The 25,136-nt window shown below is 41.9% G+C and carries 20 protein-coding genes and 6 pseudogenes; 6 read left to right on the top strand and 20 right to left on the bottom strand.

All coding sequences use genetic code 11. The features are described 5' to 3' along the window. Nucleotides 1-49: 49 nt before the first annotated feature. From JCM21738_RS05575 to JCM21738_RS22270, 3 genes are all read right to left on the bottom strand, one after another. Nucleotides 50-598, bottom strand: a complete 549-nt coding sequence (locus JCM21738_RS05575; protein ID WP_023614185.1) for an HD domain-containing protein — start codon at nt 596-598, stop codon at nt 50-52. A 142-nt stretch (nt 599-740) separates the two neighbouring features. Further along, entirely contained in the window at nt 741-2,831 is a 2,091-nt protein-coding gene (locus JCM21738_RS22275) for an SCO7613 C-terminal domain-containing membrane protein (RefSeq protein ID WP_052019576.1), read from the bottom strand. After that, nucleotides 2,792-4,225, bottom strand: a complete 1,434-nt coding sequence (locus JCM21738_RS22270; protein ID WP_052019575.1) for a hypothetical protein — start codon at nt 4,223-4,225, stop codon at nt 2,792-2,794. Before JCM21738_RS22270 ends, JCM21738_RS22275 begins: the two co-directional genes overlap by 40 nt. A gap of 309 nt (nt 4,226-4,534) precedes the next feature. Here JCM21738_RS22270 and JCM21738_RS05565 point away from each other — a divergent pair, with 309 nt between their 5' ends. Next, nucleotides 4,535-4,858, top strand: a complete 324-nt coding sequence (locus JCM21738_RS05565) for a hypothetical protein (RefSeq protein ID WP_148296063.1) — start codon at nt 4,535-4,537, stop codon at nt 4,856-4,858. 242 nt (nt 4,859-5,100) lie between these two features. Here the strand turns inward: JCM21738_RS05565 and JCM21738_RS05560 are convergent, their stop codons facing one another. The 3 genes from JCM21738_RS05560 to JCM21738_RS05550 form a co-directional block, all read right to left on the bottom strand. Then, nucleotides 5,101-5,817 (bottom strand): 3-ketoacyl-ACP reductase, encoded by a 717-nt coding sequence (locus tag JCM21738_RS05560; RefSeq protein WP_023614182.1) that lies wholly within the window; start codon nt 5,815-5,817, stop codon nt 5,101-5,103. Between the two features lie 146 nt (nt 5,818-5,963). After that, nucleotides 5,964-6,635: a hypothetical protein gene (locus tag JCM21738_RS05555; RefSeq protein ID WP_023614181.1), complete on the bottom strand. Its 672-nt coding sequence runs from the start codon at nt 6,633-6,635 to the stop codon at nt 5,964-5,966. A 20-nt stretch (nt 6,636-6,655) separates the two neighbouring features. Continuing rightward, nucleotides 6,656-7,528, bottom strand: a complete 873-nt coding sequence (locus tag JCM21738_RS05550; protein ID WP_023614180.1) for a carbon-nitrogen hydrolase family protein — start codon at nt 7,526-7,528, stop codon at nt 6,656-6,658. 236 nt (nt 7,529-7,764) lie between these two features. Here JCM21738_RS05550 and JCM21738_RS22265 point away from each other — a divergent pair, with 236 nt between their 5' ends. The 3 genes from JCM21738_RS22265 to JCM21738_RS22255 are packed head-to-tail and all read left to right on the top strand — an operon-like array spanning nt 7,765 to nt 8,991. Then, entirely contained in the window at nt 7,765-8,334 is a 570-nt protein-coding gene (locus JCM21738_RS22265) for an MFS transporter (protein ID WP_023614179.1), read from the top strand. A 19-nt stretch (nt 8,335-8,353) separates the two neighbouring features. Continuing rightward, on the top strand, nt 8,354-8,659 hold the full coding sequence (locus JCM21738_RS22260; protein ID WP_052019574.1) for a hypothetical protein: 306 nt from the start codon (nt 8,354-8,356) through the stop codon (nt 8,657-8,659). A gap of 50 nt (nt 8,660-8,709) precedes the next feature. Next, nucleotides 8,710-8,991: a hypothetical protein gene (locus JCM21738_RS22255; protein ID WP_148296061.1), complete on the top strand. Its 282-nt coding sequence runs from the start codon at nt 8,710-8,712 to the stop codon at nt 8,989-8,991. A gap of 49 nt (nt 8,992-9,040) precedes the next feature. Here JCM21738_RS22255 and JCM21738_RS22250 read toward each other — a convergent pair whose 3' ends face one another. The 13 genes and pseudogenes from JCM21738_RS22250 to JCM21738_RS23790 all read right to left on the bottom strand — a co-directional run bounded on the left by JCM21738_RS22250 (nt 9,041) and on the right by JCM21738_RS23790 (nt 23,297). Beyond that, the gene (locus JCM21738_RS22250) at nt 9,041-11,083 is read right to left on the bottom strand and encodes a sensor domain-containing diguanylate cyclase (protein ID WP_023614177.1); all 2,043 of its coding nucleotides are present in this window, start codon (nt 11,081-11,083) and stop codon (nt 9,041-9,043) included. A gap of 170 nt (nt 11,084-11,253) precedes the next feature. Further along, nucleotides 11,254-12,057 (bottom strand): serine hydrolase, encoded by an 804-nt coding sequence (locus JCM21738_RS05535; protein ID WP_023614176.1) that lies wholly within the window; start codon nt 12,055-12,057, stop codon nt 11,254-11,256. A gap of 14 nt (nt 12,058-12,071) precedes the next feature. Then, nucleotides 12,072-13,081: pseudogene (locus tag JCM21738_RS05530) on the bottom strand (ABC transporter ATP-binding protein). A 2-nt stretch (nt 13,082-13,083) separates the two neighbouring features. Beyond that, a complete protein-coding gene (locus JCM21738_RS05525) occupies nt 13,084-14,013 on the bottom strand; it encodes a C40 family peptidase (protein WP_023614174.1) in 930 nt (309 codons plus the stop codon). Then, entirely contained in the window at nt 14,000-15,106 is a 1,107-nt protein-coding gene (locus JCM21738_RS05520; protein ID WP_023614173.1) for a mandelate racemase/muconate lactonizing enzyme family protein, read from the bottom strand. Before JCM21738_RS05520 ends, JCM21738_RS05525 begins: the two co-directional genes overlap by 14 nt. Before the next feature lie 19 nt (nt 15,107-15,125). Beyond that, nucleotides 15,126-16,046, bottom strand: a complete 921-nt coding sequence (locus JCM21738_RS05515) for a S66 peptidase family protein (protein WP_023614172.1) — start codon at nt 16,044-16,046, stop codon at nt 15,126-15,128. Between the two features lie 375 nt (nt 16,047-16,421). After that, nucleotides 16,422-18,046 (bottom strand): annotated as a pseudogene (locus JCM21738_RS05510) (peptide ABC transporter substrate-binding protein). Nucleotides 18,047-18,106: 60 nt separating this feature from the next. Beyond that, a pseudogene (locus tag JCM21738_RS05505) lies at nt 18,107-19,101 on the bottom strand (ABC transporter ATP-binding protein). Nucleotides 19,102-19,106: 5 nt separating this feature from the next. Beyond that, nucleotides 19,107-20,060, bottom strand: a complete 954-nt coding sequence (locus JCM21738_RS05500) for an ABC transporter permease (protein WP_023614169.1) — start codon at nt 20,058-20,060, stop codon at nt 19,107-19,109. Continuing rightward, nucleotides 20,060-20,990, bottom strand: a pseudogene (locus JCM21738_RS05495) (ABC transporter permease). Before JCM21738_RS05495 ends, JCM21738_RS05500 begins: the two are co-directional and overlap by 1 nt. Nucleotides 20,991-21,045: 55 nt before the next feature. Then, nucleotides 21,046-21,870, bottom strand: a complete 825-nt coding sequence (dppA, locus tag JCM21738_RS05490) for a D-aminopeptidase DppA (protein WP_023614167.1) — start codon at nt 21,868-21,870, stop codon at nt 21,046-21,048. A gap of 286 nt (nt 21,871-22,156) precedes the next feature. Then, nucleotides 22,157-22,785 (bottom strand): annotated as a pseudogene (locus JCM21738_RS05485) (NUDIX hydrolase). A gap of 365 nt (nt 22,786-23,150) precedes the next feature. Next, nucleotides 23,151-23,297: a lmo0937 family membrane protein gene (locus tag JCM21738_RS23790; RefSeq protein ID WP_023614165.1), complete on the bottom strand. Its 147-nt coding sequence runs from the start codon at nt 23,295-23,297 to the stop codon at nt 23,151-23,153. A gap of 162 nt (nt 23,298-23,459) precedes the next feature. Between JCM21738_RS23790 and JCM21738_RS27130 the strand changes: the two are divergent. Together JCM21738_RS27130 and JCM21738_RS27125 are read left to right on the top strand one after the other, a co-directional pair. Continuing rightward, a pseudogene (locus tag JCM21738_RS27130) lies at nt 23,460-23,968 on the top strand (HAD-IIB family hydrolase). 11 nt (nt 23,969-23,979) lie between these two features. Beyond that, nucleotides 23,980-24,246 carry an HAD family hydrolase gene (locus tag JCM21738_RS27125; RefSeq protein WP_369385650.1) on the top strand — a complete coding sequence of 89 codons (267 nt, stop codon included), beginning with the start codon at nt 23,980-23,982 and terminating at the stop codon, nt 24,244-24,246. 44 nt (nt 24,247-24,290) lie between these two features. Here JCM21738_RS27125 and JCM21738_RS05475 read toward each other — a convergent pair whose 3' ends face one another. After that, nucleotides 24,291-25,130, bottom strand: coding sequence for a formate/nitrite transporter family protein (locus JCM21738_RS05475; RefSeq protein ID WP_023614163.1), 840 nt, complete (start codon nt 25,128-25,130; stop codon nt 24,291-24,293). Nucleotides 25,131-25,136 lie beyond the last annotated feature (6 nt).

Genomic DNA, 25,136 nt, shown 5'->3' with positions numbered 1-25,136 from the left:
TCCGGAGATTGAATAAGGGCAACGGGAAGACCCGATGCCCTTGTTGCATTTAAGATGGCAATTGTGTTCCTCCGCTGCCCTCATCATTTATAAGCACTTCATCAATCATTTTATCGAGCCTGATTATGCTTTGCTTTGCACGCTCATATTCTATTTTCCGGTAATGGTGGTTCCCGCCTTCTTCTTCGTCTTTTTCATCTGCCCATTTCACTACCTGCTGTAGCGGAGTACGGACAATATCGTTTGAAGGCAAAAAGGAGTCTGTATGGAAAAGGATTGCAAGTGAAGTGGCTTTCGCCTGCACGGGGTTCTCACCCAATCGGATCAAGAGTTTATGCGCTCTTTCCGCTCCCTTAATTGGGTGGATATCATTTTTCCGGTAAAGCTCGTAGTCCCATTGGCCGTTCCTATACCAGGTAAAATGGCCGATATCATGCAGGAATCCGGCTTTCGCTGCAATGTCAACGTCTACATTGTGCTTCCTGGCAAGATGGAATGCATGGTAAGCAACAGCAATGGCATGGGCCATACCCGATCGCTTTAAGTACTTCTGGGCGATATGGTGTTCAAATATGTCCAAAAGAGTTACATCCCTCATTTCATAACCTCCTTAGCTGATGAGATACCCTCATTTTTATGAATGGTAACAGAAATCATCCAGAAATGCACTTTTTTGCATCCTAACTTTCACATAAAACAAAGCTGGCAAAGGATAATAATCTTCCCTTTGCCAGCTTCTATTAATTCCAATTTTTCATTTTCATGAGTAAGCTCTCTTTTAACTTTGCAAGAAGAGTTTTCTCCCCTCTAGTTCCTTTTTGTTTATTCCACTCATTGAAGCTGGCAACACTGATCAGGATTGAACCGGCAATCAAGAGGTAGCCCCACCAAGGGAGATTTCCCCAGAATGGACGGGTCTGCAGGAGCACATTAAGAAGTAAAACTCCCGTCCCTACAAAGAAATAAGCTTTTACTCTCAGCCACATACCGGCCAGCATTGAAATAAGCGACAGCGAGCCAAGAATCAAGGCATCATAAACCGTATTGCTTTCCAGTCCATCTTGAATGAGCAAAAGCGAGACCATAATCAATACTGCCCATTGGATATAACTGGTGATTTGATTGCTTCTCTCTTTGAAAATAAACCGGATAAAAATCGCAAGAGCCACGAACGGAAGTACGTATACTTCCCTTTCCAATAAGGCAGGGATTGTAAGCTGCTCTACGGCTGCATAATAAGGAACCAGCAGGTACGCACCTGCGATAAAGAGAATGACACTTACTCCTCTACCATGAACCCTGTTCCTCTGCAGCCATAACCCTGCAGATATAAGGAGTCCATGCACGATGAGAGCCCAGAAGGTTTCACCATCCATTAGTGCCACGGAAACAATGAACAAGATTCCAACTAATGAATAAGCATCCAGGCTTTGCAGTCCAAAACCTCCTCCTTTTTCCCAGAGATCCGTATAAATCCTTCTCCCTGAAAAAATAAGCAAAATTCCAGATCCTGAAAGAATAGCCATATCCCAATACATATGGAGCTGTGCCAGGAACATGATTTGGATGGTACCGTAAAAGATCATCAATAAAGGGATTATTGCAACCAGATCCCATTTCACTCTATGGAGCAAAACCAATATCGCTGCTGCATAACCAATTGTTATCCCGAACAGAAGCCAGCTGTATGGATATGCTGCCAGGAAGCTTGCTACCCCTAACAGCGAAATAGGTATAAGGTAATATAAAGTTCTTTGTTTGTAATTTGTGGATGACAATATCCAGAATACAATCAACAATATACTTGTCATCAGGAAGGCATAGTGGCCAGAATCTGTTTCGGTAAAATAACTGATACCTGTCTTGATCGCTAAGAATAACATTGTGAATGCAGCGTATAATAGCGATTTCACTTTCCATTCCTTTTTTACAAAGAAAATACTCGCAGCATAGACACCAGTCGCAATCACATAGCTTAAAATCGCCTCCTCGCCATAAAGGATTAATTCAATGGCCATTACCGGAGCGAGGTAGACATGAGCTATCCATGAATAAGCGACTGCGAGCCCTCTCTGCTTTTGAAAAAGTAAAGCGGCTGTCCCCAGCAATAACCATCCGCCTCCAGGAATGAGCAGAGACTCTATCGTTGCACTAAAATCAAATAACTCTTCATTAATTGAATCTATTGATATCAAGTACCAGACAAGGCTGACTGCACCGGATAAAAATGCGACCATTGACTCTTTTGTCACTCTATAAAGCAATAGAGACATCAAGATTCCGCCAAACCAAATGATTGATTCTCCATATAAATTCGTTATCGGAGACGTGAATGTGTAAAACAGGCTTGCTGCATAGAAACCATGCGAACTGAAAAATGCATTTTGAGACGAGTTGACTTCCTTAGTTTTGCCAAGAACAAAACTTGCACCCAATAAAAGGACTCCCGCAAACGCGAAATTTCCGGGCATTCCAATAAGATCTCTATACAAGCTGGACTGTAACCGTATTTCTTCCCCGATTGCAGCAGCAGATAAACCGAGTGAGATGGGTGCGGCCCATTGAGCAATCAATGGCAATATCGGCCTGCTTTCAATTTTCATCATGACATAGAAAGCATAGCTGGTCAGGGAGAACATCAGTGCCAGCTCCCACCAATCGAACACGGAAAAAGTAACAAGAATTACGAAAAGCATGATCACCATTCCGACATCCCGCGAGCTGGTCTTAATGGCTTGAAGATAATTTATCTTGATCAGCCAGCCTGCAAGAATAAAGAGAATGAAACCAATCAAAAAAATGGCAAAACAAGATTTTCGAACTCGATCCATTTCCCAATCTGCAAGACGGCCTCAAACATAGCTACTGCAAGAAAAACCGGGCTTAAATATTTAAAAATGACATTTTCAGTGGCGTTTGCAAGGTAAATGAAGTTAGCTGAAATGATCAGGTATGCTGTCATAAGAATAAAAGAAGGATTTTCTGTATGAATCATAATCCCCTCAGCTGTGATGAATAAAAAAGCAAGACCTGATACAACCCCGCTAGTAATTTGAAAAACTCTTTTCAAGGCGTATTTATCATCAATGAACTTTGGAACAAACAGAAACACGAAACCAAGAAGGGCATAACCAATTACGCTTGCCTCTGTGTATCGCCAATTTTCAAGAATTTGATATGCACCATAAATGAACATGGCACTGAAGACAAAATGATACTCTTTATGGCCATTAATGAAAATCATCGAAAGATAGACAATAGCTGTCAAAATCAAATTGAAGCCATTGAAAACATGAGTTTCATAAAAGAAAAGCATTAATAAGGTAGACAGGACTAAGTTTGCCTGTGAATAAAGCGCGAGTTCCTTTGTGAATAACGGCAGCTGAGCTCTCTTTTTAAGCTGGTGGTATGCTGCAATCAGCAATGTATTGAAGATAATTAACCCAAGGTAAAATCCGTCTGTTTGCATTCCAATCGCGCTCAACAGGTATGCTGCTGCAATGGATGTCGTAATGAAGGTAAACCACACAAATAACCTGGAAGATAGCCTTTTGGCCAGAAGCGCATAAATCGGGATCAAAACACAGCTGGTAATGGTCCCTAGGATAAATCGGCCTTCACCATAGAACGATAAGTATGGGCCCAGCAATTCAAACCAGCCTAGTGATAAGGTGAAGATGGGCAGGAAAAGGCTGCCAAGAACGACAAACGCAAAGGCTGTCTTATCGATTTTTATGATTTTGTAGCTAATATAGGCGATTCCGTAAAACAAAGCGGAAACAAGCGCGATTGACCCAGCCTTCATCCACGGTGTCATACTTTCCCAGTTGCTGGTTGCTACGAACAAACCGCCAATCAATAGCATAATCACCCCAATATTCAAAGACCAGGAGATATTCCGTTCTCGAATCTCTTCTGCTGATTTCCTTGGTTTGACTTTTGCTGGGTGTGTTTTAGGCTGTTGTATTTGATTCTCCTTAGCCGCAATGTTGACTGATGGCTGAACTTTTTTGCTCTCAAGTTCAAATGCTACAGGAGTATTCTCCTTGTTCCTAATTGCCACCTCTTTCTCCTGCTGATCCTCTGCCAGCAAATCAAGGAAATATTCATTATGGGCTTCTGATACACTTTTGTAATCCTCTGGTGAAACATAACCTAATTCTTTTAAGTTATAGAGCTCATTACGAAAAATCCTGCGCCTTTCCTCTTTAGGAGCATTTTCCATTTATATCCCTCAATTCCTCTTTAATCCACTTTGAATCGTTTAGTGTAATTTTACACCTTTTAAAAAATAATTCAACATTCATTTTCAAAAAACCAAAAGTGATTTTTCGACAATTTTCTATTCCAACATTACGCATGCACCATTATAATAGGATAAGTGTGTTTAAAGGTTGTTTGTCTTGGACAATAAGTCTCTTTTCCATTTTTTGTTGGTTTAGAATCAAGACGCGTAAGCCTCTCTGGTAAAAAATAATTAAATGATTACGAGGTAAGAAAATGACTGATTTTTTGGTTAATGTATTTAGGGTTTATGGGGACGACGGCAATTTGGTTTTTGATTAAAGGGAAATATAAAAACAATGTCACCAGGCTGGATTTTGTCTTTTCAATCATCACTTGGCTTGGTTTATTTGGATATGTGACAGAAACAGAAATGCTTACTCCTCTAGTATGGAAAATTGTCTTCGTTTTCGGCCTCCTTTGGGATGTGATTTTCACCATATTCTTCACAGAACGTTTTGCTGGGGACTTTGGCCTCGAAGAAGAGGAAGAACCGATGCCGCTTGCAGCTAAACTGAGTGGATTGATATTTGTACTGCCCCTTTATTATGGGATATTCCAATATGCTTTTTAAAACGGCTTAGGCCGTTTTTTATTGTTTTTCTGAAGTTATACTAAAATAGTAGTGTCGTTTTTTAATATAATAATAGCCGTTCCGGTGGCTGGAACAGCATATTTTAGCGGTATTCTTCCAACTAATTAGTACCAGGTACTATCACTGATTGTGAGTGTCTTTGTCAGGAAGACACTTCAGTTTTTGTTTAGTTTTATAAAAAAAAGAGGATAAAACCTTAGTTGGTTCTACCCTCTGAATGATTATGGATTTGTTGACCACATTCCAGCTGTCTTGATGAAAACGCGGCGGTTCAATTTTAACTGAGCTACCATTAACTCAGCCAAATCTTCTGGCTGCATGACTTTTTCCGGATTGCCATCTGTTAAGTTTGACTCAATGGCCAGATCAGTAGCTACAGTGCTTGGTGTAAGCGCACTGACACGGATGTTATGCTTTCGGACTTCAAGCATTAATGATTCTGTCAACCCAAGCACTCCGAATTTTGATGCGCTGTATGCGCTTGTTACCGGCGCTCCCTTTTGCCCTGCAGTTGACGCAACATTAATTATGTCACCTGTCTTCCGTTCAATCATCCCTGGCAGGACCGCACGAGTCACATTATATGTGCCCATCAAATTAACCTGGATGATTTTTTCCCACTCCTGCGGCTCCAGTTCGAGAAAGCCGCCGAATTTTGCGATTCCTGCATTATTAATCAGTATATCTATAGGGCCGATTTCTTCTGTTACATGCTCAACAGCGTGCTGTACAGATTCAATGTCAGATACATCAGCGACAGCTCCTGAAACATTCACCCCATACTCCTCAAGTTCACTTGTAACCTTCTCCAGATTGGCAAGTGTCAGCCCAATCATGCCAATATTTACGCCTTCTTTCGCCAAAGCTATAGCAGCTGCCCGGCCGATACCTCTGCCAGCACCCGTGATTAGCGCTGTTTTCCCTTTTAAAGATTCCATATGATGGCTCCTTCCAATTATGTAGTCAAGGGTTAATTATAGAAAATCTTATCGGCGGAAACAAATCTTGTGACCTATTTTTAAAAATTGCAAATGATTTTGCGAAAGAAAAAACCAGCAGTAAAGGATCACTGCTGGTCTGCACTTTATAATGGCAACAATGCCACGTTTTTTTTATTATTCAGCTGATTCACCATCTTATTCCACTCCTCTGGCTTCTTTTCGAGAACGGAATAATACGTGGTAAGGAACTCTGTAATTAACGCTGCTGGTAGTTCATGAGTATGCTCATCTGCTGGCATGAAGCATAAATCAAGTCCCTCTACTGCTACTCCGTCATTTTCCCATGATGGATGGACGTATTTCAAATCCAGACGTTTATACCCAAGGTGAGATAATACTTCGCGCCTTACAAACGGGTCCATCGTTTTTACACCGCCAAAATCATGATCTGTCTTCCGGTACGGATCATAAATTTCTGCGAACATTCCAAACAATTCTACCCCTTGTTCACCAGCAAGTTTCTGTAGGTCTTCCATTCTTTTAAATGCAAGGAATCTCCCAAGACTTAATCCAGGTCTACCAACAATGGTAAAATCAGTCATCGCAATATTCCAGTCAGGATAATAGCGGTATTCGGTTACTCCGGCCACTTCATTCTCATGTACAGCAACAAAAACCCTGATGCTCGGATCTTCGAGTGGTACTTTCCATAAATCAAACTCCAATACTTCCTCCGGAGGAAAAACTTCCTTCATTAAATTATGGAGCTTTGCAAAAAGTGGATCATCAATACTGTTCACGCGGATATATTCCATGAAGAATGCTCCTTATCGTTCTAGATTTTTTCTGCTTGTTCCCAGTCTGGATAGAGATCTGTGCGGCGGTCACGCCATGTAGTGACCGAACCCCGCTCACGAACTTCGTACAATAGTTCCAAATCCAGGTCAGCAGTAACCACCATATCATCATTAAGTTCCCCTTCGACCTGAAGCCCTTTTGGCGGGAAAGGGATATCATTAGGCGTTATCACTGCCGCCTGGCCAAAGTTAGCGTGCATAAAGTCAACTGTAGGCAATGCACCTACTGTTCCTGTCAAAACGACGTAAACCTGGTTTTCAATGGCCCTTGCATGGCTCGTATAGCGAACACGATGGAAACCATGGCGGTCATCCGTACAGGAAGGAACGAAAATGACATCTGCACCTTTTGCTTTAGCCATCCTTACGATTTCAGGAAACTCAATATCATAGCAGGTTAGTATCGCGATGCGTCCTTTCACTGTATCAAATACCCTGAAATCCTCTCCTGCACTCATATCCCACTCAATTACTTCAGTGGGTGTAATATGAAGCTTCGCTTGCTCGACGATTCTGCCATCCGGGTAAAACATATGAGCGACATTATAGAGCTTTCCCGCTCGAGCGATGACATGTGTTCCGCCGATGATATGCATCCCTGTTTCCAAAGCGAAATTCTGGAACAGGTTTAAATATTGTTCAGTAAAACCAGGGAGTTCATTGATGGTCAGCCTTGTACCCTGTTCACTGCCGATTGATAACAATTGAGTAGTGAAGAAATCAGGAAACAATATAAACTCAGAACCATATTCCTGTGCTGTTTTAACATAATGCTCACATTGCTGAGCGAACTCTTCAAACGACCTGATCGTGTGAAGTTGGTATTGGACTGCGGAAACTCTCATTTTCATCCATCATTCCCCCTGTATCATAAAGAAATAGCATCTTGAAATCAAAACTTCGGAAATACGAAAATCATTATATAGCATTTTACTTTTTATGAATACATTTTTCATTAAAATTAGGCAAGAAATTTACCATATGATAGACGCAACCCCAGCCAGCGAAAAAGAAACATTTCCTTTCACTAATCGATTAGACTATAATCTAATTAGATATATATATAATTAGATTGATGGAGGACACTATGTTTAAAACATTTAGTCTGGAGAAATCCTACCGGAAACTTTTCTTCGCTGGAATAATTAATGGCATTGGTGACCGGTTCAGCCAGGTGGCGCTGCTGGCACTCATTCTGCAAATGACTGGTTCAGGCTTCTCTGTCGGGATCACAATGGCTCTCAGGATGATTCCATTTTTATTCTTCAGCCCTTTGAGCAGCAGCCTCGGAGTAAAATACGGAAGAAAAAAAATCATGATCGTTACCGACTTAGCCAGAGCGGTCATAGCGTTGTCTTTTCTAGCGGTCGATAATCCTGATGATATGTGGATTGTCTATGCTGCCTCCTTCCTGTTGGCCTCCGGAGAAGCCATTTATTCACCCATTAGAAAATCAAGCATCCCTGCCATGGTTTCCTCGAAATCACTAAAAGATATAAATGGCTGGGAACAAGTATTAATTGGATTTGTATTAGTAATTGGAGCATTAAGCGGCGGGATTGTCTCATATTTTTCTGGGAGCGAAAGCAGCATTTCTGCTAAATATTTTATCCTTCCTTGCCGCTGGCTGGATTTTATCGACACTGCCTTCCCTTGAGGCTAAGAAAGAAAATGACTTGATCATTAAACCAAATCATGAAAAGTATACTGAACTGCTGCCCATTATTGCGGCTTCCTCTTTCCTGTTGTTATTAATGATGTTCGAGCTTATTATCCCGCTGATTAATGGAATTGAAAATGTGTTAATAAGCGTGTATGCCGTCGAGACGTTTGAAAAAGCTGATCTGGGAGTGGGCGTCTTTTACAGCGTTCTGGGCCTGGGGTTGATTATCAGCCCATTATTAACAAGGATGATCCAAAATAGATTTCTATTATTTTCTTTTATATGTATTATTGGCGAAGGATTTTTCTTGACGAGATAAGCCAGACAAAATCCTTTTGGCTGGCCGCTGCACTATTTGGCATGACCGCAGTGTTCAGCGGAGTCGGCAACACACTTCTCGACACGGTGGCAATGGATACTATTCCTTCAAAATGGCACGGAATGTATTTCGGTATCACGAGTATGCTGTCCAATACTTTCATCGGGTTCTCGATGTTCTTTACAGGACTAGCACTGGAATGGTTCAACCCAAGATTGGTGGGGATGTTCGGCGGGATCATGTATATTGCTTTCGGAAGCTTGTTCTTAATGTGGTCTCTAAAATATAGCGTTGACCAAGAGAAAGTAAAATTAGCGCAAAAAGCTCTGTAAAAAAGCAAAGGCACCATCGTTCTGCAGACGATGGTGCCTGTTAATTAGCTTAGAACTGTTTATTTTGCGCACTTTCACATACTTCAATTCGATTTCGGCCGTTTTGCTTAGCTTTGTAAAGCGCCCGGTCCGCAAATTCGAGTATCTGCTTCATTTCTTCTGGATCCGAAGGCTTGACACATGATACACCAATACTGATTGTAACGATTTCACTTACCTTGGAGTTTGCATGTTCAATCTTCATCTCCAGGATGGTTGACTGGAAACCCTCAGCTAACTGTGATGCTTTTTGCGCATCCGTATTTGGCAGGACAACAGCGAATTCTTCGCCCCCATATCTTGCAGCGAAATAACCTTTTTCATGGAAAAATCGTTCAAGCTCGCGGGCAACTGATTTCAAACATTCATCACCCTGGATATGCCCATATGTGTCATTATATTTTTTAAAGTAGTCGATATCCAGAAGAAGCAAGGATACTGGCGTTTGATGCTTGCAAGCGAAAGCCCATTCTGTCTTAAGGAATTCGTCAAAGGCCCGCCGGTTATAGATTTCGGTCAATCCATCAAGAGAGGAAAGCTTTCTCAGGAGTGAATTACTTTCTCTTAACTGATTTTCAATGGTTCTCCTAGCACTTACATCCCTTGTGGCGAACATCATTCCTGAAGCCTTACCTGATTTGTCCTTCACCGGTCTGACTGTAGTTTCAGCCCATATATATCCGCCGTTTTTATGCAGCATCCTGTAGCTCGATGTTACTATGCCGCTTAATTCCTTAGGATTTCCATATTGCCCAAGCAAGCTTTGGCGATCTTCGGGATGAATTTTCTCGTAAATATTTGTTCCAAACAATTCATCGTTTCTGTACCCCAGAATTCCCTTGCTTGAAGGAGATATATAAATAATAATTCCTTCACTTGAAAGCCTTCCAGTCATATCTGATGAATTTTCAGCGATAAAGCGATACTGCTCTTCACTTTCACGCAAAGCTCTTTCCATGCTTTTACGCTTTGTAATTTCCTTTATAACAGTTAAAACAGCTTTTTCTCCTTGATACGTAATCAAAGAAGAAGATACTTCAATATCTATATATGAATCTCCCTTTTTCAACTGCTCTTCAAAACTAATTACAGACTTTTGATTAAAATCAATTTTAGAAGCTATATTCGGATGCTCGCTGAAAAAAGAACTCACAGGTTTACCAATTACCTCTTTCAAATTTGCTCCAAATAAGGCCTCAGTGTGTGGATTGGCATAGGCAATCTTATCAAATTGCGAGGGAATGATCGCATTCGGAGATAGTTCAACGAGCGTCCTGAACTGTTCCTCGCGTTCTTTGAGCTGCTGGGACAGCATTTCCACTTCTGTAAGGTCAGTATAGACAGCAAGGTAATTCACCAGATCGCTGTCTTTGTTCAAAATTGAAAAGATATTTACCTTCATTAAATAATGGCTGCCATCTTTACGCTTGTTCCATAACTCGCCTTCCCAGCATCCCCTGGTTAAAATAGAATCCCACATCCTCTTGTAAAAAATCGGCGTGTAGCTATGCGATTTCCATATTCGCGGATTTCTGCCAATGACATTTTCCTTAAGATAGCCTGTCAATCGAGTAAAAGAATCACTAACGGCCTGAATCATTCCATCTGGAGTGGTGATGACAATTCCTTTATTTGAGCTAAGAATAAGTGAGCCGTTCTCTTCCAAGTAATTGTTATCAATGGTCATGGGCGTTATAAAGCGTAGGCAAGTCTTGATTGCCGATTCTCCATTATATATGGTGTTTTCAGAACTAACATGGAAATCCATTGGAATACCATTAATTACGAAACTCATTATACTACCTTGCAAAATCGATCCTTGTTCGATGGCAGCAATTCTGGTTGTGATTGTTTCTTGGTTGGTGCTTGATAAAAAGGAAAATATTGAGTTCCCTATTTTTTCACCTGGGTATTTGTACCCGAGCAACTGAGTACCGCCTTCATCTATAGAAATGATGATTGAATTTTTATGTATGCAAACAAAATAGGGTGATAAATTGTTGGCAGATGCTGCATCTGCGGAAATCGCCTCTCTGCTTTCCTTTACCGTCATCTTATTTCTCCTTACAAAATCAATATAGATACAATAATTATTCTAATTCTGTTGATTTTGTTATTCAATAAAAGAATTGGAATTATTACCTGCTAAACCTCTAAGAAATTTTTATTAAACTCATGATATTAGATTGCTAGCATTTGATATCACTTCAATATCGAAAGCTATCACATATGGTTAGATTCTGTCGAAATACCTGTTATAAAGCGGTTTATGTGCTTCCCAATCTGTCGGATGGTCGTTTTTCCTGATTCGGTTTCCGAAAGTCCATCAATCAACACAACAATAAATGCCTGCTTCTTACCGTATGTTATAATACCGCAATCGTGCTCGACTCCGGGAAGTTCTCCTGTCTTATTTACGATTTTTAATAGAGCATCATCCATATAAAATGGCAGTTTTTCTTTAAATTGTTGTTGCAAGAGGAACGAAAAGAATGTGTTTTTCGAGTGTGTATTTAAAGCCCCTCCAGCAACAGCTTCTTTCAGGCACAATGCGATGTCTGCTGCGGACGTAAAGTTATCGTGTCCGGATTGGATGGCAGCGAAATCCAACATTTTACGCTGCAATATCGAGTTCTTCATTCCGATTCTGGATATAGTAGAATTGACTGAATTTATCCCTATTAAATCAATCAATAGATTAGTAGCCGAATTATCCGACACAATGATCATAAGTGACAACAAATCCTCGACTGGCAGCTGCTTGACTTTCATAGCCTGGAGAACTCCCGTGTCTCCGATCTTGTCACTTTCTTTAATAGTCACGAGTCTGTCTTTTTGCAGCTTACCTGCTTCAATCTGTCTCAAAGCCTCGATTAATATCGGCAGTTTTATCAAACTTGCAGACTGGTAAACCTGTTGGCTGTTTACTTCTATTATTTCTCCTTCAATCTCCAAAAACAAACTCGCCCGGCCCTTACACCCAGCGAGTTCATTCGATAGTCTATCTCTTAATTCTTCTATTTTCATGGCTATTCTGTTCCTTATCTGATATTGACAAGCATTTCTTTTTTATCTTTTCCTTCTACATGTTCATCATATAAATGACAGGCAACATAATGGTCTTTGTCGATCTCCTGCCAGACAGGTTTCTTCTGGGCACAGATGTCCATAGCGTGCTGGCATCTGGTTCTGAAGACACAGCCGCTCGGCGGATCCATTGGACTTGGCAGTTCTCCCTGCAGGATGATACGCTCCCGCTTATCCTCCACATCCGGATCCGGTATAGGATGGCAGACAGCAAGGCCTGAGTATATGGATGCAGCGGTTTATTGTAAAGCTGGTTACTAGCCGTGAGCTCTACGATATGCCCAAGATACATAACTCCAATCCGGTCGCTGATTTGCTTAACCATGGAAAGGTCGTGAGCAATGAATAGATAAGTCAATCCCTTTTCTTCCTGAAGACGCTTCAGCAGGTTTACGACCTGTGCCTGGACTGATACATCAAGAGCTGAAATCGGTTCATCCGCTATAATAAAATCCGGATCAAGCGCAAGTGCCCTTGCAATTCCTATTCTCTGACGCTGCCCGCCACTGAACTCGTGTGGATAACGGTTCGCATGGTCACGATTCAACCCTACATCTTCCAAGAGCTGATAAATTCGTTCAGAGCGTTCTTTTTTGTTTGGAAACAGCCCATGTACTTCCATAGGTTCAGATATAATTTCCTTTACCGTAGAACGTGGGTTTAATGAGGCATATGGATCCTGGAAAATCATCTGCATCTGCTTATGGAACTGAAATTTTTCTTTTTCCGAAAGCGAATGCACGTCTTTGCCGTTAAAAACAACTTCTCCATCTGTCCGGTCATAAAGTCCAATCATTGTTCTGCCGGCCGTTGATTTTCCGCATCCAGATTCCCCAACAAGGCCAAAGGTCTCGCCTTTATATATATCGAATGAAATGCCATCTACTGCTTTAAGGATTTCATTTTTACCCATAGTAAAATGCTTCTTTAAATCTCTTACACTTAATAAAACTTCATTTTCCATATTTATTCCTCCGTATCAATCCAGTAGCGTCTCGCTGCACAGAGTTCTTTTTCGTAAATTGTCCCTTTTAAAGAAATGATCTCAATATTCTTGCCAGTATTCGGTGAATGCAGAAGCTTGCCGTCACCATAATAAATACCGACATGATGGATGCTGCCTTTTCCTTCCTCATAAGCGAAGAAGAGCAAGTCGCCTGGCAGGATGTCGGACACTGGTACTTCTTTACCCGCAGCAGCCTGTTCATGGGCGTCCCTCGGAATGATATAGCCGTTCGCCAGGCACATATTATAACTGAAACCCGAGCAGTCATAGCCATAGCTGCTCATTCCGCCCCAAAGATATGGCAATCCGAGGAATTGTTCGCCAGCAGCGACGATTGCCGCCCCATTCTTCTTAGGAATTTCATTATGAGATGGAATAACAGTTACATCCTCATCTCTTAAGATGCCAATACCAGTTGGTGTTTTAACGCGGATTCGATCGACTATATCCTCCACGATTGGCAATGTGGTCTGGTAGCTCAATTCCATCAGCTTTTCGTTTTTTTCGGAATATAGAAGGGCTTTTTTAGCGGTAATGACTGCTGCAGGTCCCTGCTTGATATACCAATCTGATTGTTGAATCAGTTGATCTTTTGGGATCCATCCTGGATATCCACGACGATCTTTTCCGGATGGCTGGTCTGGGACAATAACATGTGCCCAATCATTCACTTCAGCAATGACCAAGACTTCCTGACCAAATAAAACCTGTGATTGAACCAGATTATCATCGCACAATTGGAGTCGTGGCTCATAAGTAAGCTTTTCAAGCCATTTATCTAAATTCAGGTTACCGGAAATTGCGTCCCTGTCGATTTCCCTCGCTGAATCATGTGAAGTCCACAAAGTTGCCACAGGGACATTGACGAGCCAAATATTATTGCTTTCCATCTGAAATTCCTCCTTCTGAAAGGACATTTTCTATTCCAAGACCTGGTTGGTCCGGAAGTGTGATTTTTCTACCATTATACTTTATTCCGCCTGAGATCGCTTCATTTGCCAGCATTAATGGCGCGTCGAAATCATAACGTGTGATGTTTTTCTTGCTTGCTGCGAAGTGGGCAGCAGCGGTAATCCCCAGCCGTGTTTCAATCATACTTCCAACCATGCATTCTATCCCTACGGTTTCAGCCATTTGGTTAATCATTTGAGCTTGATAAATTCCGCCAGACTTCATTAATTTAATATTAATAAGGTCTGCACTTCTTCTTCTAATCACCTCAAATGCCTGTTTGGGTGAAAAAACACTCTCGTCAGCCATTATTAAAGTATCTACTGAATCAGTAACCTGCTTCAAACCATCCAGATCTTCCGCTTTAACTGGCTGTTCAACCAGCTCGATATCAAGTCCAAGGTCCTCCATTTTTCGGATCGCCCTGACTGCATCCTTCGGTTTCCATCCCTGGTTCGCATCGAGCCGAATTTTAATATCATTGCCTATTCTTTTGCGGATTTCCTGGATCCTGGCAATATCGGTTTCGCTCTCACCGATTCCTACCTTAACCTTAAGTACATTGAACCCATTGCTGACATAACCAAAAGCATCCTCACCCATTTCTTCAGGGCTGTTCACACTTACAGTAAAATCGGTTTCAATCTCGTTTCTGTAGCCTCCAAGGAATTGATAGAGCGGAAGGCAGCAATTTTGCGAGATACAGTCGTACAATGCCATATCAACGGCTGCTTTTGCGCTGGTATTGTTAACAAGGATGGTTTTTAACCCCTGGAAAATGGCTTCAAAGTTCAATAGATTCTTTTTTAATAAAAACGGCTTGATGACGTCATTGATTGCACCCTCGATACTTACGAGACTGTCCCCTGTTATGACCAATGTAGGCGGTGCCTCTCCCCAGCCGGTAATCCCATTATCACAGGTTATTTTAACAAAAATGGCTTCAGCTACAGTAACTGTACGGAGTGCGGTTTTAAATGGCTTTTTCAAAGGGACAGCATTACGGAATGTCTCGATTTTTTCAATAATCATAAACATATCTCCTTTGGTTCTATTTGATCCCGCTCTCAACAAATAACGTTTTCTCTTTGGTATTCATGGATGCAGCCGCCCCGAGTGGCACACCAATGTGAGGGGAGCAATGCCCGATTTTGAATCCTTTGAGAGCCGGTTTACCGGCAAGTTTAATGTAATGGTCGATAACCTCTTCAAGAGTTAAAGATAGTTCTCTTTCTGGTACGCAGTTATTAAAGTCTCCGACAATGATCCCCGCTGATTCCTGCAGCTTGCCAGCCATATACAGCTGGTTCAGCATCCTGTCTACAGCCCGTGGCTCTTCATTAATGTCTTCAATTAGCAGAATATTGCCTTCTGTATCAATTTCAAATGGTGTGCCCATAGAGCTTGAAAGAAGCGAGAGGTTTCCGCCAACTAATGATCCTTCTGCGGATCCTGGGACCAGTTCTTCAATTTGCGAGAGTTCAGTAGAATAATTTAGCTCTGCTGGTGTAAACAATTGCTGGAACGTATCCTTGGAAATTTGATTAGCCCCTTCTTTTCCAATATCCGAAGCAAGCATTGGACCATGGAAAGTTACCAATCCTGTCTGCTGCCTGATTGCAGTGTGCAAGAAGGTAATGTCGCTGTAGCCCCAAAAGATTTTAGGATTATTTTTAATAACATCATAGTCTATTGCTGACGCAATTCGCGCTGTGCCATAACCGCCGCCAGCACAAATGATTCCTTTGACATCATCATCAAGGAACATCTCATGTAAGTCTGCCAGTCTCTCTTCATCATTCCCGGCAAGGTAGCCATATTCAGTATAAAGTGATTTTCCTAATTTATAATTGAGCCCTAAATCCTCAACAAATTTTAAGCCGCGTTTCAAATTTTCTTTATTAGGCGGACTCGCTGGCGCTATGACCGCCACGGTATCTCCTTTTTTCAGACGATTGGGCTTCATTGTCATTTCAATCGACTCCCTTTTATTATAGTTTTCAAGTAGACATAATAATTTTACTGACTACTTTAAGAGCTCATGTGATATAGTTAGATACCTGCTCTGCCCGAACATCAGATGCCTTGCTATGCCCCAAATGCAGTTCACGGATCATTTTGGGTAATAGCAGATGCCTTGCTTTGCCCTAAATGCAGTTCACAGATCATTTTGGGTAAGTGCAAATGCCTTGCTTTGCCCTAAATGCACCTGACGGATCATTTTGGGTAATAGCAACAGGCCAGCTTTGCCGCAAAAAGAAGATTCATATGTATTAAGGATATTTTAAAATGGTATGTACTAGTAAGAAAGAGGTGTTCCAAGATGAACACCTCTTTCTTAGAAACATTACTTCTTATCTGCCCACTTTAATTCAAGGTATCCTACCGGATGGCGGACAACATCAGATACAGCTTCATTTTGAAGATAAACTTGGTTGTAGAAGTGAACAGTGAAGATTGGTGCTTCTTCAAACAAAATCTTCTCTGCCTGATACATTAAGTCAAAACGCTTTGCTTCGTCAGATTCATTCTTTGCTTGTTTAATTAGCTCATCATACTTCGGATTGCCCCAGCCAGTACGGTTCATGGAGTGGCCAGTCTGGAAGTTTTCCAGGAAGTTGATTGGATCAGCATAGTCAGCAAGGAATGAACTGCGGGATAGCTGGTGCTTTAGTGCTTTCTGTTCTTCCGCGAATACGTTCCATTCCATGTTCGCAAGCTTGACTTCAACACCAAGGTTTTCTTTGAACATTTGCTGTAAAGCTTCTGCAATCTTTTTGTGTACATCGCTTGTGCTGTATGTCAGAGTAACTTCAGGAAGCTCGGTATAACCCTCTTCTTCCATTCCTTTTTCCAACAATGCTTTAGCTTCTTCTACATCAGTTTTATTGAAATCTCCATTTACTTCACGGAAGTCCTTGCCTGATGGATCCTGGAATCCAGGAGAAACAAATCCATATGCAGCTTTTTCTTTGTTCTTTGTAACAAAGTCAACAATCTTTTGCTGGTCAACAGCAAGTGCAAAGGCTTTACGGATATTTACATTCTGGAACGGTTCTTTTGTAACATTGAAGCGGTAGAAATAATCTCCTGCCTGATCTTCAACCTGTACCTTTCCTTCTTCAAACAACTTATCACTTAACTCTGCTGGAACATCTGAAACATCCAAATCCCCAGCCTGATACATTTGATACTCAGTGTTTGTGTCGTCAACGATTGCCCACTCAACACGGTCAAGGTTTACGTTTTCTGCATCCCAGTACTGGTCGTTCTTTTCCATGACGAATTTTGTGTCATGCTCCCAGCTTGCGAGGTTAAATGGTCCGTTGCCTACGAATGAGTCAGCTTCGGAGAACCATTCAGGGTTTTCCTTCGCAACTTTTTCATTGATCGGGAAGAATGCCGGGTTGGCAATGACACTTAAGAAATATGCCTGCGGGCTTGTTAAAGTAACTTCAAACATCTTTTCATCTACTGCTTTTACTTTTACATTGTCAGCAGAACCCTCTCCACTGTTGAATTCCTCTCCGCCTTCAATGAAATAACCAAGGAAAGCTGCAGCTGAACCAGTTGAAGGATCCAATAGAGCTTCCAGGCGAATTCGAAATCTTTTGCTGTTACATCGTCACCATTGGACCATTTTGCATCTTCACGAATGTGGAATGTGTATGTCTTACCATCTTCAGATACAACCCACTTTTCTGCAGTTGCCGCTTCTGGCTGATGGTCTTTCCCCAGGCGTGTAAGACCTTCCATCAGATTGTTCAAAGCGTTCCAAGATGCAGAATCAAAACCGATTGGCGGGTCAAAGGAAGTTGGTTCCTGGCCATTGTTTAGGTAAAGGACCTTTTCCTCCCCTTTTTCCCCACTTTCGTTTCCTTCTTTTTCTTTACCTGCATTATCGTTGGCGGTACATGCAGCCATCGTGAACACAAGCATTGCTGCCATGAGCATGGTTAATAACTTTTTCACTCTGTTTCCCCCTTATGTTGACTTAAAATTATATCAAAAAGGCAATTGCCTGATTGAACACTATCTGCTGGCGAGTAATTTTTTTGCTCGCTCATCCTGAAACCAGCAGTCCACACCATGGCTTTCGGAAAGCTTTGTTGCTGTAGGGTAGACTTTGTCACAAACCTCCATCGCATATGGGCATCGGGCTGTAAACGGACATCCAACTGGCGGAGAGAATAAATCAGGCGGAGTCCCGGCGATCGGTATCAGCTCAGCACCATCAACATCCAAACGTGGAACAGAATTTAACAACCCTTTCGTATATGGGTGCTGTGGATTGTAAAAAATTTCTCTCCTTGTCCCGGTTTCGACTATTTTGCCAGCATACATGACGGCGATTCGATCTGCGACCTGTGCCACAACTCCTAGGTCATGTGTAATCAGGATAATCGAGACGCCTGTTTTTTCTGGATATCACGGAACAATTCTAAAATTTGCGCCTGGATTGTCACGTCAAGCGCTGTTGTTGGCTCGTCCGCAATCAAAACCTCCGGCTGGCAAACTAGCGCCATGGCGATAACAATCCTTTGCCTCATACCACCGCTGAATTGATGAGTGTATTGTTTCAGGCGGACTTGTGGGCTCGGTATTCCCACCAGGTCAAGCATTTGTACCGCCACTTTCTTTGCCTGCTCCTTTGACAGGTTCATGTGCTGGAGAATTCCTTCAGTCAGCTGATCCCCGATTGTCAAAGTCGGATTCAATGCAGTCATCGGATCCTGGAAAATCATCGATATATCAGAACCGCGAATTTTTCGCATCTCCGAATCCTTAAGCTTCGTAAGATCTTTCCCTTTAAAAACGATGGAGCCACCATCAAACCTGCCGGGTGGTTCCGGAATCAATCTCATGATACTTTGTGAAGTTACGCTCTTCCCGCAACCTGACTCCCCTACAATCGCTAAAGTTTCCCCTTTATGTAAATCAAAAGTGACTCCACGGACAGCTTTAACTTCACCGCCGTATGTCTTGAATGAAACATGAAGGTCTTTTACTTCAAGTACTTTTTCCATGTTGCCTACCTCCTTAGCTTCGGGTCAAGTGCATCCTGAAGCCCATCACCTAAAACGTTAAACGAAAACATTGTCATTGAAATGAAGAATGCCGGAAAAAACAGCCTCCACCAGTCACCTGATAAAATAACCGGCAAAGCATCACTTGCCATAGATCCCCAGCTTGCAAGCGGTGCCTGGATTCCCAAACCAAGGAAGCTAAGGAATGCTTCAGCAAAGATAGCAGATGGAACGGAAAGTGTTATTTGCACAATGATTGGTCCCATCGTATTTGGCAGCAGATTTTTGCGGATGATTCTTGCAGTTTTCGTTCCGAATGTTTTAGATGCTAACACGTATTCGTAGTTCTTGATCTGCAGGACTTGTCCGCGGACAATCCGCGCCATTCCTATCCAGCCTGTAATCGTCAGTGCGAAAATGATCGTAGCAAGGCTTGGTCCCATTACTACACTGATTAAAATAACTACAAGCAAATATGGAAGCCCGTAAAGAACTTCTATGATTCTCATCATGAAGTGGTCTGTCCTGCCGCCTTTATAGCCTGCAATCCCGCCATAAATGACTCCGATAAGAAAATCAATCAATGCTGCAGCAATGCCGACGAATAATGATATACGTGCCCCATACCAAGTCCGGGTAAATACATCCCGCCCGAGCTCATCGGTTCCAAACCAATGCTCACTTGACGGAGGAAGATTTTGATTGACCAAATCCTGATGGTCAACAGTATGAGGCGAAATGACAGGCCCGAAAATCGCCATGAATGTCAAAACAGATAAGAAGAATAACCCCATCATTGCAAGCTTGTTTTTCAGGAGGCGTCTCCATGCATCCTGCCAATACGACAGGCTAGGCCTGACAACAGCTTCTGCTTCCGAGTCACTTTTTTCTATAGGAGCGAACCAGTCGTCAGGAATTGACGGTACTTCTGGTGGTTCCTGATGTTTACGCAGAGCCATCATTTTCCCTCCTTTTTATGAAGCTTGATCCTTGGGTCAAGAATGCCGTAAGCGAGGTCTACAAGGAAAAGCATCATGATCAATACTGTACTGTAAAAAATCGTTGTTCCCATTATGACAGGATAGTCACGTTGGTTGATGCTTTCGACAAAGTACTTGCCCATGCCTGGAATCGCAAAGATCTTTTCGATTACGAAAGTTCCTGTAAGTATACTAGCTGCCAATGAGCCAAGAATCGTGACAACTGGCAGTAATGCATTCTTTAAAGCATGTTTGAAGACGATTTTCACAGGTGACAGCCCTTTTGCCTTTGCTGTCCGTATGTAGTCTTGCGTTAAGACCTCTAGCATGCTGGATCTCTCAAACGTGCGATGATTGCCATAGGCCGGTAGCAAGTGCCAGAGTCGGCAGAATCATATGCTTCGGACTTGTCCAGGTAGCAACCGGAAGGATCTCCCAGGTTACAGCTAACTGCTGGATCAGCAAGGTTGCCATGACAAAGTTTGGAACCGAAATACCGACTACCGCTACTGTCATCGCAAGATAATCAATCAAGCCATTATGGCGAAGTGCCGCAATGATTCCCAGAAGAATGCCAGAAAAAATCGCGACGATCAGCGTAATCATCCCCAGTTCAAATGAAACAGGGAATCCCCTTCCAAGCATTTCGTTTACAGTCTGTGAGGACTTTTTGATAGAAGGACCAAAATCGAATGTCGCGACAGATTTTAAGTATATAAAGTATTGAACGTATAATGGCTCATCCAAATGATAGAAACTTTCAAGGTTCTTTTGGACTGCTTCGCTCGTCGCCCGCTCCTCGTTAAAAGGAGAACCAGGAATTGAGTGCATCAAGAAGAAGGTTAGCGTGATGATGACCAGTAGGGTAACCGCCATCGAGCCCAGTCGTTTAAGTATGTAATGGAGCATTAACTCACATCCTTATCATGTCTTTATGTCAGTTCTCAAGGTGATAGGAAACATTCTATGAAAATGTCGTTCTCATTGCCAGTTCTGTCATCACAAGCATAGCTTGATAGGCTTCAAGAATGTCCTTAGCCTGATACCTTACGATCGTGGTCCCTTCTTCGATTTCTGTACCCGGCATCAAGTTTGCCCACTCTGCTTGTCCATAATTGGCAAATTCAATTCTTAACACTGGGTTTTTAGGAGGAGTAAGCGGTTTCACTTTATCCTTGTTTTTAATAGCCAACTCAGTTTTCTCAGCAAGCAGTTCACCCGCTTTTATTGGTGTTAGAGACTTTGCCGCAGACCTTGAAATGGACTGTTTAACTACAGCGGTTGTAATGTTAGGAATCAATGCCTCTGCTTCACGGGCAGCTCCATCGTCTCCTGCCACCATAATGACGGGTACGCCATAATGACCAGCTACATAAGCGTTGAATCCAAGCTCGCCAATTTGAACATCATTTATCCACATATGTCGAACACCGAAAATCATAGAATGCGACATTACTCCGCTCATTGAGGCCCTTGCATGGTAACCAACAAAAGCGGCTCCACGAAAGCTATCATCCAAACCCTGGACCATGGAAAATGGCTTTACATCCCCGGTAATCAACTGTGTTTCCGGATGGAGATCCTCTATTAAAAGGTTGTTCATCTTGGAGTGGCTATCATTAACGATGACTTCCTGGCAGCCAGTCTCAAATGCTTTCGTAATTACATAGTTCGCTTCCTGTGTCATGATTTTTCGGCCTCGGTCGTAATTGTGCTTTGAAGAGTCCACATGGGTATGGTCGACCAGACCAGTAATCCCTTCCATGTCCACTGATATGTACAGTTTCATTTTTTACCAACTTTCTATAAATAATTATCTTAAAATTATAAATAATAAAACTACCAGCCGCAACCTTTTTTCCTATTAATTTCTGTTATTGCAAGGAAATAGGAGATTTGTCACTAGTTTCTTAGTGCCAATAATACTATTCAGCGAATAATATTTTTGACCTGATTTATTTAAAAGGTGCGGAGGAAATGAATTTCCATATCCTTTCGTGTACCCGGGGCAGTTTCAAAAACAGTTTTTCCAAGATAATGGTTTTCGGGCAAAAAAAAGCGCATGACTAGCGCTTCTATTCTCTGAGATTATGCTGTTCCATCAATTCAACAAAATGAGTCAGGACCTTGGCTGTAAGTCCCCAAATCACCTTGCCGTTCGTACTATAGAAATATTCATTCATTTTTCTTGTTTGCCAATTGTAATTCTCGCCGCCGATGATCAGATCGAATGGAAAACCATCTTCTGGTTCCACTTGAAAATTAATTTTATAACTGTCAGGTTGGTTCTTTTTAAAGAAAGACAGAGGAACAGTAAATACTTCCCCTACTTCTGCTTCGTTAGGAATGATGTTTTTTAAATTACTTATTTTACCCGCAAAAGGGTAGATAATTGTGCCGAATGCAGAAACCATGTAATCCAAAGGAAAAACATCAATGATCTCTCTTTCAGGTATGCCAAGTTCTTCCGAAGTTTCCCTGACCGCTGCTTTTTGAGGGTCTTCTCCCTTTTCTATCTTCCTCCTGGAAAGCAAACCTCACCAGGCTGTCTTCTCATCTTAAGGGAACGTACCTCGAATAAAATATGGACATCACCATTAACTTCAACTAACGGCAGCAACACTGCGAATTTGATGAATTTCTCATGACCCAAAATTGAGGGTGTCCGCCCCAATAAAGTATTTGCTATCTGGTTTATATTCATTATTGGACTTCCACTCTCCCTTTAAAAGTATGTAGTTTCATTGTATTATGAAAAACCAAAAAAAATAAAGGAAATGGCCCTTATTAATTTTCAAGGTTTGAATGACATTCATTGTTGAATGACCACCAAGCTGGATTTGGGTACATAAGCTCCTAGTTTCTGACAACAAGGCAACAATAAACACGATTGGTGACCTAAAATTCCTGTTATTTGAAAATCAGGGCGCTAATATACCAGGTTGTGCCCTCAATATTCTGATACTAGAAAAGAAGGTCACCAATAAGCCGATTCACTAAAAAACAATCCAACCGTATGTATGCAAAGTAAAAGGCAGCGACGATTTGCCGCTGCCCTTAATTCTCATATCAACCAGATGTCCGTCCTTTGATCGCTTTATATGCAATCAAGATAATTCCGATTACGAGAAGAATATGAATGATTCCTCCGGCAATTTCAAATATCAGTCCGAGCAGCCATAGCACTAACAATATTCCTGCTATTGTCCATAACATTAGCAACATCTCCTTTCCTGTTGTTTTCTTGGTTAAAGTTTACCCTTTTGTTAATTCTATTAAACAAAGTGCCCCTCACCTTTCTAACTGTTTAAATATTTGATAACTTCATGGTCATTGTGTAACACTTATACTAACCTTTTGAAGTCAGGAGAAATTGCCATGGGACACTACAAGATTTTATTTCTGGACATAGACGGAACGATTTTAAGACCTGATGATACGATTGAAGACTCAACGAAGACAGCCATCAATGAAATGAAGAGACAAAATATTGAGGTGGTGTTGGCTACAGGACGACCGCTCCATGAGATATCAGATCTTGCAGAGGAACTTCAGATTACTTCTTTTATTGGATACAACGGCGCACTGGCATTTATGAAGGCGAAACGATTTTTGCCGAACCAATGCAACCTGAAGATGTACAATACATATTGGATGTTGCAGCAGCTAATAGCCATGAAGTTGTTTGTTATACGCATGAAAAAAATTACTTGACCAGTTTGGAATCTGAATCGGTACAAGCCTTTCTTAAGCAGTTCCATTTACGCCAGAATGCTGTTTTTACTGAGGATACGATTGAAAAAATTCTTGGCATGACAGTCATCACTGCTGGAAAAATGGTGATTCACCATACGAATCCAAGAACGGAATCCATTTTTCTCAGGTGAACGTCGAGGGTATGCAGCATTGCTACGACGTCATTCGTGATCATGTTAATAAAGGAATTGGTGTCGAATTTCTTCTGAAAAAACTGGGGATTAAACGTGAAGAGTCGATTGCCTTTGGAGACGGAATGAATGATCGGGAAATGCTGAAAAGCGCAGGTGAAGGATTCGCGATGGGCAATGCGCATCCTGACCTGTTTCAATATGCTAAGCATAAGACAACAGCTGTCACAAATTCCGGGATTTTCAATGGTTTGAAATCTCTTGGATTATTGAAATAATACCGTGGCATAAAAATGGAACCTCTGCACCAGAGGTTCCATTTTTATTTACCAGCTGCCCGTTTTTTTGCGCTTGCCTTTGAAAATTGATCCTCAGGCTGTGCAGCAGGCTTTTTGAGGCTGTCTTTATAACTCATCCAATAAATCAAAGCTACGAAGACTCCACCTCCAACTGCATTCCCTAAATAAACGGGTACAAAGTTGGCAAAGTAACCACCCCAGGTGTAATATCCGGCAAAAATAGCTGCCGGGATGACGAACATATTTGCAACTACGTGCTGGAAACCGATTGCGACAAATCCCATGATCGGGAACCAGATGGCCAAAATCTTTCCAGACATGTCGGATGCCCCATATGAGAGCCATACCGCTAAACCAACGAGCCAGTTACACCCGATACCTGAGAAAAAAGCCGCCCAAAAACCAGCATCAAGTTTTGCGCCTGCTACAGCGACTGTTTTATCAAGATAAGGACCTGTTTCGGTCAAGCCGACAATATGTCCAAAAAAATAGGCTACAAAAAGCGCACCTACAAAGTTACTAAGAGTAATCCAGAACCAATTTTTCAATAGCTTCTTTACTGTTATTTTCTTCGCAAGACTGGCCATTGAAATGGCAGTCATATTCCCCGTCAGCAGCTCTCCTCCAGCAAGAAGGATCAGAATCAGGCCAAGAGGAAATACCGCGGCACCCAGGAATGTTCCAAAAGTACCCCACTCGTGCGGCAGATTTGCGATTACCCTGATATCCAACAAATATCCAATTGCAATAAAAGCACCGCCCAGGAATCCCAGTGCCAGCATGTTCTTTACGGGCATAGCAGCCTTATATGTTCCAGAATCAATGGTCACTTGAGCAATTTCCTGGGGTTTACGAAATGCCAATTTTTA

The sequence above is a fragment of the Mesobacillus boroniphilus JCM 21738 genome (genome assembly GCF_000517385.1).
GTDB classification, from domain to species: domain Bacteria; phylum Bacillota; class Bacilli; order Bacillales; family Cytobacillaceae; genus Mesobacillus; species Mesobacillus boroniphilus.
The sequence above is the reverse complement of the archived record's forward strand: the minus strand, read 5'-3'. Positions and strand labels throughout refer to the sequence as shown.